Source organism: Streptomyces sp. enrichment culture, assembly GCF_964273255.1.
In the GTDB taxonomy this organism is placed as follows: domain Bacteria; phylum Actinomycetota; class Actinomycetes; order Streptomycetales; family Streptomycetaceae; genus Streptomyces.
This window is the reverse complement of the sequence record NZ_OZ186835.1, coordinates 5,413,781-5,426,436: the sequence shown is the minus strand read 5'-3', so window position 1 is coordinate 5,426,436 and position 12,656 is coordinate 5,413,781. Positions and strand designations below refer to the sequence as shown.

The window sequence follows — 12,656 nt, the reverse complement described above, 5'->3', positions numbered from 1 at the left end:
TCCCAAGCCCCTCCCGGACAACTCCCGACCGCTCCCGGACCGCCCCCGGACCGCCCCCGGAAGCATCCCCCCGCACACACGCCGAGGGCGCCCGGATCACTCCGGGCGCCCTCGGTCTCGTACGGCGGGCGGTCAGCTCTTCTTCGCCGAACCCGCCCCGTCCTTGGCACCGCCGTCTGCCTGGTCCGCCGAGGCGGCGCGCTCGCCGGAGCCGTCCTCGGCGTCCGGCCCGGTCCCGCCCGCGCCGTCCGGGGACGGCTTCTCCGCGTCCTCGGCGGCCTTCTCGCTCCCGGCGCCCGAGGCGTCCTCGTCGCCGGTGTCCTCGCCGGTGGCCTCGCCCGTCCCGGCGCCCTCCGCGCCCGGCTCGACCACGGGCTCGCGGCCCGGCCGCTTGCGCGCCGACAGGACGATGTAGAGCACCGCCAGCAGGAACACCAGGACCGAGGTCCAGTTGTTCAGCCGCAGGCCCAGGATCTCGTGGGCCTCGTCGACGCGCATGTACTCGATCCAGAACCGGCCCACGCAGTACGCGGCGACGTACAGGGCGAACGCCCTGCCGTGGCCGAGGCGGAAGCGGCGGTCGGCCCAGATGACCAGCAGCGCCACCCCGATGCACCACAGGGACTCGTACAGGAACGTCGGGTGGTAGGTGCCCGGGACCCGCCCGTCCGCCGCGGAGGTGATCTCCACCGCCCACGGCAGGTCCGTCGGCCGCCCGTACAGCTCCTGGTTGAACCAGTTGCCCCAGCGGCCGATGGCCTGGGCGAAGGCGATGCCCGGGGCGACGGCGTCGGCGTAGGCCGGCAGCGGGATGCCCCGGCGCCGGCAGCCGATCCACGCGCCGAGCGCGCCGAACGCGATCGCGCCCCAGATCCCGAGGCCGCCCTCCCAGATCTTGAAGGCGTCCACCCAGTCACGGCCCTCGCTGAAGTACAGCTGGTAGTCCGTGATCACGTGGTAGAGCCTGCCGCCCACGAGGCCGAACGGGACGGCCCAGACAGCGATGTCGGCCACCGTCCCGGGCCGCCCGCCCCGGGCGATCCAGCGCTTGTTGCCGAGCCAGACGGCAACGAAGACACCGATGATGATGCAGAACGCGTAGCCGCGCAGCGGGACGGGGCCGAGGTACAGCACCCCGCTCGACGGGCTGGGAATGTAGGCAAGTTCCATGGCAGGGTCGACGCTACCCTGCCCGACCGGCCGCGCGCCGGGTGGCCCGGCTACGTCTCCATAACAGGGACCGCGCCCCGAGGGCGCCGTCGGCCGGGCCGCGCGCCGCCGTCACCCCTTGTTGGCCTCCTGCACCAGCTGCTTGAGCTTCGCCGGCGTCATCGACTGGTCCTGGTAGATGTTCTTCCCGTCCAGCAGGACGGTCGGCGTGCCCGAGAAGTCGCCCTTCTGAAACGCCTCGTTGGACTTCACGACCCAGCTGTTGTGCGTTCCGTCCTCCACGCAGCTGCGGAACGCGGGCGTGTCCAGACCGTCGACCTGGCCGGCCAGCTCGATCAGCCTGGACTCGTCGGCGAAGGCGTCGTCGGGCTCCGGCGGCTGGTTGGCGAACAGCACGTCGTGGTACGGGGCGAATTTGCCCGCGTCCTGGGCGCAGGCCGCGGCGTTGGCGGACGTGCGGGAGCCGCTGCCGCCCATGTTGCCGTCGATGAGGGTGACCAGGTGGTACTCCGCCCTCAGCTGACCGGCGTCGGTCAGCTCCCGGATGGTGGGGCCGTAGGCCGTCTCGAAGGACTTGCAGGCCGGGCAGCGGAAGTCCTCCCACACCGTGAGCGTGGACTTGGCGCCCTCCTCCCCGACCGGGATGGCGAGGCCGTCCTTGCCCAGGGCACCGGACGGGGCGACCACCGGGCCCCCCGCCTCGCTGCCGTCGTCCTTGCCGGCGTTGGCGGCGACCACGCCGATCACCGCCGCCAGCGCCAGGACACAGACCACGCTCGCACCGACGATCAGGGTGCGGCGCCGCTTCTCGGCGGCCTTCTGCTTCTCGCGCTCGGCCGCCAGCCGTTCCCGGGCGGTGCGCTTCCTCGCGTCACGGTTCTTCTCGCTCACACCCCGCAGAACGAACCGGGGAGGCGCACCGCGCCTCCCCGGCCCCAGGTCCACCCGTACGAGGGATCCGTATGACCGGCGGGCCCGCCGGTCGTACGGCCGATGCCGTCCGGCCGGTCAGACCTGTCCGCGCACGCCCCGGGCCAGCTCGCCGGCGAGACCGCGGACGGCCTCCACGCCGGCGGCGGCGTCGGGGGCGTCCAGCATCCGCTTGACGAAGGCCGAGCCCACGATCACGCCGTCGGCGAAGGAGGCCACCTCGGCGGCCTGGGCCGCGTCCGAGACGCCGAGCCCGACGCACACCGGGAGGTCCGTGGTGGCACGGGTGCGGCGCACCAGGTCCTCGGCCTGCTCCCCCACCGACTCCCGGGTGCCGGTGACACCCATCAGCGAGGCGGCGTAGACGAAGCCGCTGCCGGCCGCGGTGATCTCGGCCAGGCGGGCGTCCCGGCTGCTGGGCGCGACGACGAACACGGTGGCCAGGCCGTGCTTGTCGGCGTGCTCCCGCCACAGCGCCGACTCCTGCACGGGCAGGTCGGGCAGGATGCACCCGGCGCCGCCCGCCTCGGCGAGCTCGGCGGTGAATCGCTCGACGCCGTAGCGGTCGACGGGGTTCCAGTACGTCATGACGAGGATCGGCTTGCCGGTGGCGGCGTGCGCCTCGCGGACGGTGCGCATCACGTCGGCGATCCGCACGCCGCCGCGCAGGGCGATGTCGTCGGCGGTCTGGATGACCGGGCCGTCGAGCACCGGGTCGCTGTGCGGCAGGCCCACCTCCACCACGTCGGCGCCGCCGTCGAGGGCGGCCCGGACCGCGTCGATGCCGCCGTCGACGGTCGGGAAGCCGGCCGGGAGGTAGGCGATCAGGGCGGCGCGCCCCTCGGCCTTCGCCGCGGCCAGGGTGTCGTTCAGCACCTGCACGTTCCCGCTCACTTGACGTCCCCCTCGATCTCGGCGGTGCCGCCGGCCTCGTCGGCGGCGACCTCGGCGTCGGTGTCGTACAGGCCGAAGTAGCGGGCGGCGGTGTCCATGTCCTTGTCGCCGCGGCCGGACAGGTTCACCACGATCAGCCCGTCCGGGCCCAGCTCCCGTCCGACCTCCAGGGCCCCGGCGAGGGCGTGGGCGCTCTCGATGGCCGGGATGATGCCCTCGGTGCGGGACAGCTGCCTCAGCGCCTGCATGGCGGCGTCGTCGGTGACCGCCCGGTACTCGCCGCGCCCGGAGTCCTTGAGGTAGGCGTGTTCGGGGCCGATGCCCGGGTAGTCCAGCCCGGCCGAGATGGAGTACGGCTCGGTGATCTGGCCCTCGTCGTCCTGGAGGACGTAGGAGCGGGAGCCGTGCAGGATGCCGGGTTCGCCGGCGGTGAGGGTCGCCGCGTGCTCGCCGGTGTCGACGCCGTGGCCCGCGGGCTCGCAGCCGATGAGCCGCACGCCCTCGTCGGGGAGGAAGGCGTGGAACAGGCCGATGGCGTTGGAACCGCCGCCCACACAGGCGACGGCCGCGTCGGGCAGCCGCCCGGTCCGCTCCAGGAGCTGGCGGCGGGCCTCGACACCGATGACCCGGTGGAAGTCGCGCACCATGGCCGGGAAGGGGTGCGGGCCGGCGACGGTGCCGAACAGGTAGTGGGTGCTGTCGACGTTGGCGACCCAGTCGCGGAACGCCTCGTTGATGGCGTCCTTCAGGGTGCGGCTGCCGGACTTCACGGCGATGACCTCGGCGCCGAGCATGCGCATGCGGGCCACGTTGAGGGCCTGGCGCTGCGTGTCGATCTCGCCCATGTAGATCGTGCAGTCGAGGCCGAACAGGGCGCAGGCGGTGGCGGTGGCCACGCCGTGCTGTCCGGCGCCGGTCTCGGCGATGACGCGGGTCTTGCCCATGCGCCTGGTCAGCAGGGCCTGGCCCAGCACGTTGTTGATCTTGTGCGAGCCGGTGTGGTTCAGGTCCTCGCGCTTGAGGAAGACCCGGGCGCCGCCCGCCTCCGCGGCGAACCGGGGAACCTCGGTCAGGGCACTGGGGCGGCCGGTGTAGTGGACCAGGAGGTCGTCGAGCTCCCGGGCGAACTCCGGGTCGGACTTGGCCTTGTCGTACTCGACGGCGACCTCGTCGACCGCCGCCACGAGGGCCTCGGGGATGAACTTGCCGCCGAAGGCGCCGAAGTAGCCCTCGGCGGTGGGGACCCGGCCCTCCGGGTCGGGGATGAAGAAACTGCTGGGCATGCCAAAACCTCACGGTGGGTGTGTCTGACGGGCACGTTTCGCCGTGGGGACGGGGGCCGACGGCCGGATGTCCGGCCGGGCGGCCGCCGGTCGCGCTCGCGCGACGCGGCCGCTAGGTTCTGTCGTCACATTCCCGTCGTCCGCCCGCAGGGCAGACGGGAGTGTGACGACAGGGCCTGGTGCGGTACGGCCCCGCGTCCCCGGGGAGCGCACCGCTGCCATCGCATGCCGTTGACCTGCCCCGGTTCGTCCCCGATGACGTAGCGGACCCGGCGGCCGTGCACCCGGCGGGCGGGCGCCCGGCAGCCCCGGGGCCGGCAGCCGCGCGCGAGGCGGGCGTACGGGTCCCGGGCGGGGATCGGAGCGAGGGTCATCGGGGGCCGCCTGTCGGAGGGTCAGCCCCGCCCGTGGCGCAGCGCGGGGTGCTCCCCCGCGGCCACCAGGTCGGAGACGGCCGTCTTCGGGTCCTTGCCCGTGACCAGCGATTCGCCGACCAGGACGGCGTCGGCACCGGCGTTGGCGTAGGCGATGAGGTCGTGCGGGCCGCGCACACCGGACTCGGCGACCTTGACCAGGTGGGCCGGGATCTCGGGGGCGACCCGCTCGAAGGTGCCGCGGTCGACCTCCAGGGTCTTGAGGTTGCGGGCGTTGACGCCGATGACCTTGGCGCCGGCGTCGACCGCGCGCTCGACCTCGTCCTCGTCGTGCACCTCGACGAGCGGGGTGAGACCGATGGACTCGGCGCGCTCGATGAGGGACTCCAGGGCCGCCTGGTCGAGGGCGGCGACGATCAGCAGCGCGAGGTCGGCGCCGTGCGCGCGGGCCTCCCAGAGCTGGTACGAGGTGACGATGAAGTCCTTGCGCAGGACCGGGACGTCCACCCGGGCGCGGACCGCCTCCAGGTCGGCCAGCGAGCCGCCGAAGCGGCGCTCCTCGGTGAGCACGGAGATCACGGACGCGCCGCCCGCCTCGTAGTCGGCGGCGAGGCCGGCCGGGTCGGCGATCGCGGCGAGCGCGCCCTTGGACGGGCTGGAGCGCTTGACCTCGCAGATCACCTTGACGCCGTCACCGCGCAGGGCGGCGGCGCCGTCCTTGGCGGCGGGGGCCTTCGCGGCGCGCTCCTTGAGCTCGTCGAGGCTGACGCGCGCCTGCCGCTCCGCGAGGTCGGCCCGCACTCCGTCGATGATCTCGTCGAGCACACTCACGCGAGCGGCCCCCTTCCTGACGGGTGGTCTTCGGTGCGTTCGTTGCCGTCACGTGGTGCCCGCCTCACAGGGTCGGGCCGCCGGACGGAACCGGTGGTCACTGCGATGGTATCCGCAGCCGGGCGTATGCCCCGCATCCGGTTGACGCCGGTCCCACTAGCTGGACATCCCCCGGTCGATCAAGGGTGCAGCCAGCCACCGAACGGCAGGTTCCGGACAACCGTGAAGACCAGCAGCAACGCTCCGAGCGACCACAGGAGCACCGGCCCGGGGTCGATCCGCAGCCGCTTCCCGCGGGCGGCGTGGACCACCCAGACGGTCCACAGCACGGCGAAGGCGGCGTAGCCGAGGACGGCGGGCGCGTTGGCCTGCAGGGCCGCCGGCAGGTCGCCGTGCACCACGGCGTGCGCGCTGCGCAGGCCGCCGCAGCCGGGGCAGTACAGGCCCGTGAGGCGCAGCAGCGGGCAGGCGGGGTAGTGGCCGGGTTCGTTGGGGTCCACGGCGCCGACGTAGGCGAAGGCCGCCACGACGGCGGCCAGCACTCCGCCGGGGACGGCCAGGCGGGCGGCGGTGCCGCGGGGCACGGGCGGGCTGTGGACGCCTTCATCGTTCATCCCGTGCATTGTGCCCCGCACGCGCGCGAAGGGCGGGTCGGCACGCGTGTGCCCACCCGCCCCGGGGCGGTGCCGCCCCTGGCCGTGCCTCGGCGTGTCAGCTCTCGGCGCGGGCCGGCGTGCCCTCGCCGGTGACCTGGTGCACGGGGTGGACGTGCTTCGGCTGGCCCATGCCCATCATGCTCATGATCCCGCCGACCAGGGCGCCGAGGAACACGATGCCCATACCGGCCCAGAAGCCCGCCGGCTGGCTCATCACCATGAACGTTCCCGCGACGCAGAAACCGATGAAGGCGATGATGACACCGGTCCAGGCGGCCGGGGTGTGTCCGTGGCTGCTGCCCGCCATTGCTTGCTCCTCGTTGCTGTGTACGTGTCTGAGCAGGACGCTCGCCGACATTGTCCCGCACGCGCGCGTCCGGCGTCAGCGGGGGTGTTCCCCGCGCGCCGCGCACCCGCCGGGGCCCCCCGTCCGTCCGTGCGGCGGGCGGTCAGGTGCCGGTGGGGTCCTCGCCCCGGTCGAGGGCCTTCCACAGGTCCTCGGGCCGGTCGGGATCGACGGCGGCGGGCCGACGGCGCGGGCGCGGCGTGCCGTCGCGCTCGTACCGGCCGGACATCGCGGGCCACAGCCTGCCGTAGCGCAGGGCCAGCACGCCGGCCAGCAGGAGCAGCAGGCCGCCCGCCGCGGCGACGTAGGGCCAGGCCGTGTGGCTGAGGGCCGCCACGGTGGCGGAGGTGTCGCCGGAGGCCTCGGCGGCCTTGGCCTCCAGCGCGGCCCGGTCGGAGGCGCCGAGCAGGGCGGCCGCGACGGTGCCCGCGCCGGACAGGGCGAGCAGCGCGGCCACCGCGAGGCGGCCGGCGCGGCGGACCGCGAAGACGGCGACCAGGGCGGCCAGGCCGACCACGGCGAGGGCGGCGGGGACGCCGGTGACGTCGCTGCCCCGGGCGGTCAGGGGAAAGGCGCCGCCGGCCACCGTCGCGGTGCCCTGCGACCACTGCTGCCGGGTGGCGAGCAGGGCCACGGCCGCGCCCGCGGCGCCGCTCAGCAGGGCGAGGGCGAGGCTGCGGCGGCCGGCCCGGGCGGGGCCGGCGGCTTCGGAACGGGGGTGAGGTACAGCAGTCACGCCCTCCACTATCGCGCGAACCCCGGGCGATGTGTCACCCGGGGTTCGGCTCAGGGCATGCCCAGCCGGTTCGCGGTGTGCACGGCACGCAGCACCGCCGCCGCCTTGTTGCGGCACTCGGTGTCCTCGGCGACCGGGTCGGAGTCGGCGACGATCCCGGCGCCCGCCTGCACGTAGGCGGTGCCGTCGCGGAGCAGGGCGGTGCGGATGGCGATGGCCGTGTCGGAGTCGCCGGCGAAGTCGAGGTAGCCGACGGCGCCGCCGTACAGGCCGCGCCGGGACGGCTCCAGTTCGTCGATGATCTGCAGCGCCCGGGGCTTGGGCGCGCCCGACAGGGTGCCCGCGGGGAAGCAGGCGGTCAGCACGTCGAAGGCGGTGCGGCCGGACGCGACCTGCCCGGTCACCGTCGAGACGATGTGCATGACGTGCGAGTACCGCTCGACCGACATGAAGTCGACCACCTCGACCGAACCGGGCTCGCAGACCCGTCCGAGGTCGTTGCGGCCCAGGTCGACCAGCATCAGGTGCTCGGCCCGCTCCTTGGGGTCGGCGAGCAGCTCGTCGGCGAGGGCCTGGTCCTCCTGCGGGGTCGCCCCCCGCCAGCGGGTGCCGGCGATGGGGTGCACCAGGGCGCGGCCGTCCTCGACCTTGACCAGCGCCTCGGGGGAGGAACCGACCACGTCGAAGCCGTCGAAGCGGAACAGGTACATGTACGGCGAGGGGTTGGTGGCCCGCAGGACCCGGTAGACGTCCAGGGCGGTCGCCGTGCACGGGGTCTCGAAGCGCTGCGAGGGGACCACCTGGAAGGCCTCGCCGGCCCGGATGCGCTCCTTGATGTCCTCGACGGCCGCCCGGAACGCCTCACCGCCCCAGCGGGCGGTGTGCTCGGGCAGTTCGGAGGGCGGCAGGACCGCCGGGGGCTGGGCGACGGCCCGGGTGAGGTCGGCCTGCATGGCGTCCAGGCGGGTTACCGCGTCGGCGTACGCCTCGTCGACGCCGGTCTCCAGGTCGTTGTGGTTGATCGCGTTGGCGATCAGCCAGACGGCGCCCTCCCAGTGGTCCATGACGGCGAGGTCGCTGGTGAGGAGCATGGTCAGCTCGGGCACGCTGGTCGGGTCGGTGCCGTCGCGCTCGCCGGCGCCGACCTTCTCCAGGCGGCGCACGACGTCGTAGCCGAGGTAGCCGACCATGCCGCCGGTGAAGGGCGGCAGGCCCAGGTCGTGGGCGAGGTCGCGCGGGGTGTGCAGGGCTTCGAGGGTGGCGCGCAGGGCGGCCAGCGGGTCCCCTTCGACGGGGACGCCGACCGGTGGGGTGCCCTCCCAGTGGGCGTGGCCGTCCCGCTCGGTGAGGGTGGCGGCGCTGCGGACGCCGACGAAGGAGTAGCGGGACCAGGAGCGCCCGTTCTCCGCGGACTCCAGCAGGAAGGTGCCCGGCCGCTCGGCGGCCAGCTTGCGGTAGAGGGCGACCGGCGTGTCGCCGTCGGCGAGCAGCTTGCGGGTGACCGGGATGACGCGGCGGTCGCCGGCCAGCTTGCGGAAGGTCTCGAGGTCCATGGCGGCCGACCCTACTGACCCGGGCCCGACACGCCGGAACCGGCGCCGTCGGCGGGTGCGTCCGGGGAGCCGCCGGCCGAGCCGTCCGCGAGGAGCACGTCGGCGTCGAAGCAGGTCCGGGCCCCGGTGTGGCAGGCGGCGCCGACCTGGTCGACCGTGACCAGCACGGTGTCCGCGTCGCAGTCCAGGGCGACGGACTTCACCCACTGGACGTGGCCGGAGGTGTCGCCCTTGACCCAGTACTCCCCGCGGCTGCGGGACCAGTAGGTGCAGCGGCCGGTGGTGAGGGTGCGGTGCAGGGCCTCGTCGTCCATCCAGCCCAGCATCAGCACCTCACCGGTGTCGTACTGCTGGGCGATGGCGGGCAGGAGGCCGTCGGGGGTCCGCTTGAGGCGCGCGGCGATCTCGGGGGCGAGCGGGCTGGGCCGGGACGTGCTGGTCATACGGGCCATTGTGCCGCGCCCGGCGGGCCGGCCCGGCCGCCGTCCGACTGGTGGGCGGCTCCCCCTGCGGACGTCGCCGGGGTCCCCTGCGGAGGGCGACCGGTGGGCGCGGCGCCCGGGCGGCCGTAGGCTGGCCGGCATGTCGACCCATGCCAAGCGTGAACGACTTCTCCTGGCCGATCTGCTGGAGACCGCGGGGCCGGACGCGCCCAGCCTGTGCGAGGGCTGGCGGACCCGGGACCTGGCCGCCCATGTGGTGGTGCGCGAGCGCCGCCCCGACGCCGCGGGCGGGATGCTGGTCAAACAGCTCGCGCCCCGCCTGGAGCGGGTGATGGCGGAGTTCACCGCCAAGCCGTACGAGGAGCTGATCCAGCTCATCCGCACCGGCCCGCCCCGCTTCTCGCCCTTCAACCTCAAGCAGGTCGACGAGCTGTCGAACACCGTCGAGTTCTACGTGCACACCGAGGACGTCCGGCGGGCCCAGCCGGACTGGACGCCGCGGGAGCTCGACCCGGTGTTCCAGAACGCCCTGTGGTCCCGGCTGGAGCGCACCGCCCGGCTGATGGGCCGCTCGGTCCCGACGGGCCTGGTGCTGCGCCGGCCGGACGGCCAGACGGTGGTCGCGCACCGGGGCACGCCGGTGGTCACGGTGACCGGGGAGCCGTCGGAGCTGGTGCTGTTCGCCTACGGCCGGCAGAGCGCCGCCCGGGTGGATCTGGCCGGTGACGAGGAGGCCATCACCAAGGTGCGGGAGAGCAAGCAGCTCGGCATCTGAGCCGCCGGGCCGGGACGGACCCGCCGGGTCTCGTTCCGGCCGTGCCGGGCCGCGACCCGGCCGCCCGCGGACCTCCGGCCGCCGGGGGGCTCCCGGTGGGGCCCCCGGGCGGGCCGGTGGCGTGGTCTCAGCGGACCGGGTGGCCCGCCTCGCGCAGGCTGTCCTTGACCTGGCCGATGCGCAGGTCGCCGAAGTGGAAGACGGAAGCCGCCAGGACCGCGTCCGCCCCGGCGTCGACGGCGGGGGCGAAGTCGGCGAGCCGGCCCGCGCCGCCGGAGGCGATCACCGGGACCGTCACGTGCCCCCGGACCGCGGCGATCATCTCCAGGTCGTAGCCGTCCTTGGTGCCGTCGGCGTCCATGGAGTTGAGCAGGATCTCGCCGGCGCCCAGGTCGGCCGCCCGGTGGGCCCACTCGACGGCGTCGATGCCGGTGCCGCGACGGCCGCCGTGCGTGGTCACCTCGTAGGCGGGCCCGTCCGTGCCCTCGGGGGTGCGCCGGGCGTCCACGGACAGCACCAGGACCTGGCGGCCGAAGCGCTCGGCGATCTCCCGGATGAGGTCCGGGCGGGCGATCGCCGCCGTGTTGACGCCGACCTTGTCGGCGCCCGCCCGCAGCAGCCGGTCCACGTCGTCGGCGGTGCGGACGCCGCCGCCCACGGTGAGCGGGATGAACACCTGCTCGGCGGTGCGGCGGACCACGTCGTAGGTGGTCTCGCGGTTGCCCGACGAGGCGGTGATGTCCAGGAAGGTCAGCTCGTCGGCGCCCTCGGCGTCGTACACCTTGGCCATCTCGACGGGGTCGCCCGCGTCACGCAGGTTCTGGAAGTTCACGCCCTTGACGACCCGGCCGTTGTCCACGTCCAGGCAGGGGATGACTCGGACCGCCAGGGTCATGAATCCACGGCTCCTCTGAATGCTTCGATCTCCACCGACACCAGGACGCGCGGGTCCACGAAGCCCTCCACCACGAGGAAGGTCGTGACCGGGCGCACCGGGTCGAACAGCTCCTTGTGGGCCCGGCCCACGGCGTCGATGTCCCGGGAGTGTGCGAGGTGCACACGGGTGCGGATCACCGACTCGCGGCCGAGCCCGAACTCACCGATCGCCTCCAGGGCGCCGGTGAAGGCCGCCACGGCCTGGGCGTAGGGGTCGCCCTCGCCGTGCAGCACGTCGCCCCGGAAGGCCGTGGTGCCCGCGACAAGGACGCGGTCGCCCGCCGCGACGGCGCGTGCGAAGCCGAAGGACTCCTCCCAGGGACTCCCGCTCTGCACGCGCCGCACGGCATCCGACGTCATCGGGACACGGCCTCCAGGGCCTCCTCCAGGGTGAACGCCTTGGCGTACAGCGCCTTGCCGACGATGGCGCCCTCGACGCCCAGCGGGACGAGGCCGGCGATGGCCCGCAGGTCGTCCAGGGAGGAGACGCCGCCGGAGGCGACGACCGGGCGGTCGGTGGCGGCGCACACGTTCTTCAGCAGCTCCAGGTTGGGGCCCTGGAGGGTGCCGTCCTTGGCGATGTCGGTGACGACGTAGCGGGCGCAGCCCTCCTTGTCGAGGCGCTCCAGCGTCTCGTACAGGTCGCCTCCGTCGCGGGTCCAGCCGCGGCCGCGCAGGGTGGTGCCGCGCACGTCCAGGCCGACGGCGATCCGGTCGCCGTGCTCGGCGATGACCCCGGCGACCCACTCGGGGGTCTCCAGGGCGGCGGTGCCGAGGTTGACGCGGGTGCAGCCGGTGGCGAGGGCGGCGGCGAGGGTGGCGTCGTCGCGGATGCCGCCGGACAGCTCCACCTTGATGTCCATGGCGCCGGTGACCTCGGCGATCAGCTCCCGGTTGTCCCCGGTCCCGAACGCGGCGTCCAGGTCGACCAGGTGCAGCCACTCGGCGCCGGCCCGCTGCCAGGCGAGGGCGGCGTCGAGCGGGGAGCCGTAGGAGGTCTCGGTGCCGGACTCGCCGTGCACGAGACGGACGGCCTGGCCGTCGCGGACGTCGACGGCGGGGAGGAGTTCGAGCTTGGCCATGTCGCTACAGGGTTCCGATCCAGTTGGTGAGGAGCTGGGCACCGGCGTCGCCGGACTTCTCGGGGTGGAACTGGGTGGCCCACAGGGCGCCGTTCTCCACCGCCGCCACGAAGGGCTTGCCGTGGGTGGCCCAGGTGACCGAGGGCGGGCGCATCGCGGGGTTCTGCGCCTCGAAGGACCAGTCGTGCACGGCGTAGGAGTGCACGAAGTAGAACCGGGCGTCCGCGTCGAGGCCGGCGAACAGCTGCGAGTCCTCGGGCGCCCGGACGGTGTTCCAGCCCATGTGGGGCACGACCTCGGCCTGCAGCGGCTCGACCGAGCCGGGCCACTCGTCGAGGCCGTCGGTCTCCACGCCGTGCTCGATGCCGCGCGCGAAGAGGATCTGCATGCCGACGCAGATGCCCATCACGGGGCGCCCGCCGGCCAGGCGGCGGTCGACGATCCAGTCGCCGCGGGCCTCCTTCAGGCCCGTCATGCAGGCGGCGAAGGCGCCGACGCCGGGGACCAGCAGGCCGTCGGCGTTCATCGCGCGGTCGTAGTCGCGGGTGATCTCGACCTCGGCCCCGGCGCGGGCCAGGGCCCGCTCGGCGGAGCGCACGTTGCCGAAGCCGTAGTCGAAGACCACCACCTTCTTGGTGGTGCTCACG

General features: G+C 74.2%; 16 protein-coding genes. 1 reads left to right on the top strand and 15 read right to left on the bottom strand.

Annotated elements, in window-relative coordinates; translation table 11 throughout:
* Positions 1 to 132 precede the first annotated feature (132 nt).
* The 11 genes from lgt to hisI all read right to left on the bottom strand — a co-directional run bounded on the left by lgt (position 133) and on the right by hisI (position 9,216).
* A complete protein-coding gene (gene lgt, locus ACSU53_RS23590) occupies positions 133 to 1,170 on the bottom strand; it encodes a prolipoprotein diacylglyceryl transferase (RefSeq protein ID WP_437030741.1) in 1,038 nt (345 codons plus the stop codon).
* Positions 1,171 to 1,281: 111 nt separating this feature from the next.
* A complete protein-coding gene (locus ACSU53_RS23585; protein ID WP_437030739.1) occupies positions 1,282 to 2,061 on the bottom strand; it encodes a DsbA family protein in 780 nt (259 codons plus the stop codon).
* A gap of 117 nt (positions 2,062 to 2,178) precedes the next feature.
* Positions 2,179 to 2,994 carry a tryptophan synthase subunit alpha gene (gene trpA, locus ACSU53_RS23580; protein ID WP_437030737.1) on the bottom strand — a complete coding sequence of 272 codons (816 nt, stop codon included), beginning with the start codon at positions 2,992 to 2,994 and terminating at the stop codon, positions 2,179 to 2,181.
* Entirely contained in the window at positions 2,991 to 4,277 is a 1,287-nt protein-coding gene (gene trpB / locus ACSU53_RS23575; RefSeq protein ID WP_437030735.1) for a tryptophan synthase subunit beta, read from the bottom strand. Before trpB ends, trpA begins: the two co-directional genes overlap by 4 nt.
* Positions 4,278 to 4,402: 125 nt before the next feature.
* Positions 4,403 to 4,651, bottom strand: a complete 249-nt coding sequence (gene trpM, locus ACSU53_RS23570; protein WP_437030733.1) for a tryptophan biosynthesis modulator TrpM — start codon at positions 4,649 to 4,651, stop codon at positions 4,403 to 4,405.
* A 21-nt stretch (positions 4,652 to 4,672) separates the two neighbouring features.
* Entirely contained in the window at positions 4,673 to 5,482 is an 810-nt protein-coding gene (trpC, locus tag ACSU53_RS23565; RefSeq protein ID WP_437030731.1) for an indole-3-glycerol phosphate synthase TrpC, read from the bottom strand.
* A 179-nt stretch (positions 5,483 to 5,661) separates the two neighbouring features.
* Positions 5,662 to 6,096: a DUF2752 domain-containing protein gene (locus ACSU53_RS23560; RefSeq protein ID WP_437030730.1), complete on the bottom strand. Its 435-nt coding sequence runs from the start codon at positions 6,094 to 6,096 to the stop codon at positions 5,662 to 5,664.
* Between the two features lie 97 nt (positions 6,097 to 6,193).
* Entirely contained in the window at positions 6,194 to 6,445 is a 252-nt protein-coding gene (locus ACSU53_RS23555) for an HGxxPAAW family protein (RefSeq protein ID WP_437030728.1), read from the bottom strand.
* Between the two features lie 142 nt (positions 6,446 to 6,587).
* Positions 6,588 to 7,229: a TIGR02234 family membrane protein gene (locus tag ACSU53_RS23550; RefSeq protein WP_437030726.1), complete on the bottom strand. Its 642-nt coding sequence runs from the start codon at positions 7,227 to 7,229 to the stop codon at positions 6,588 to 6,590.
* Positions 7,230 to 7,270: 41 nt separating this feature from the next.
* Positions 7,271 to 8,773 carry an anthranilate synthase component I gene (locus ACSU53_RS23545; protein WP_437030724.1) on the bottom strand — a complete coding sequence of 501 codons (1,503 nt, stop codon included), beginning with the start codon at positions 8,771 to 8,773 and terminating at the stop codon, positions 7,271 to 7,273.
* A gap of 11 nt (positions 8,774 to 8,784) precedes the next feature.
* Positions 8,785 to 9,216 (bottom strand): phosphoribosyl-AMP cyclohydrolase, encoded by a 432-nt coding sequence (gene hisI, locus ACSU53_RS23540; RefSeq protein WP_437030722.1) that lies wholly within the window; start codon positions 9,214 to 9,216, stop codon positions 8,785 to 8,787.
* 139 nt (positions 9,217 to 9,355) lie between these two features.
* On the opposite strand from hisI, the gene ACSU53_RS23535 reads away from it, so the two are divergent.
* Entirely contained in the window at positions 9,356 to 9,991 is a 636-nt protein-coding gene (locus ACSU53_RS23535; RefSeq protein WP_437030720.1) for a TIGR03085 family metal-binding protein, read from the top strand.
* Positions 9,992 to 10,118: 127 nt separating this feature from the next.
* On the opposite strand, the gene hisF is transcribed toward ACSU53_RS23535, so the two are convergent.
* Genes hisF through hisH form a run of 4 tightly spaced genes read right to left on the bottom strand, consistent with a single transcriptional unit; the run spans position 10,119 to position 12,655 of the window.
* Positions 10,119 to 10,886, bottom strand: coding sequence for an imidazole glycerol phosphate synthase subunit HisF (gene hisF, locus ACSU53_RS23530; protein WP_437030718.1), 768 nt, complete (start codon positions 10,884 to 10,886; stop codon positions 10,119 to 10,121).
* The gene (locus ACSU53_RS23525; protein ID WP_437030716.1) at positions 10,883 to 11,287 is read right to left on the bottom strand and encodes a Rid family hydrolase; all 405 of its coding nucleotides are present in this window, start codon (positions 11,285 to 11,287) and stop codon (positions 10,883 to 10,885) included. Before ACSU53_RS23525 ends, hisF begins: the two co-directional genes overlap by 4 nt.
* Positions 11,284 to 12,009: a bifunctional 1-(5-phosphoribosyl)-5-((5-phosphoribosylamino)methylideneamino)imidazole-4-carboxamide isomerase/phosphoribosylanthranilate isomerase PriA gene (gene priA, locus ACSU53_RS23520; protein WP_437030714.1), complete on the bottom strand. Its 726-nt coding sequence runs from the start codon at positions 12,007 to 12,009 to the stop codon at positions 11,284 to 11,286. Before priA ends, ACSU53_RS23525 begins: the two co-directional genes overlap by 4 nt.
* Before the next feature lie 4 nt (positions 12,010 to 12,013).
* Positions 12,014 to 12,655 (bottom strand): imidazole glycerol phosphate synthase subunit HisH, encoded by a 642-nt coding sequence (gene hisH / locus ACSU53_RS23515; protein WP_437030712.1) that lies wholly within the window; start codon positions 12,653 to 12,655, stop codon positions 12,014 to 12,016.
* Between the last annotated feature and the right edge of the window lies 1 nt (position 12,656).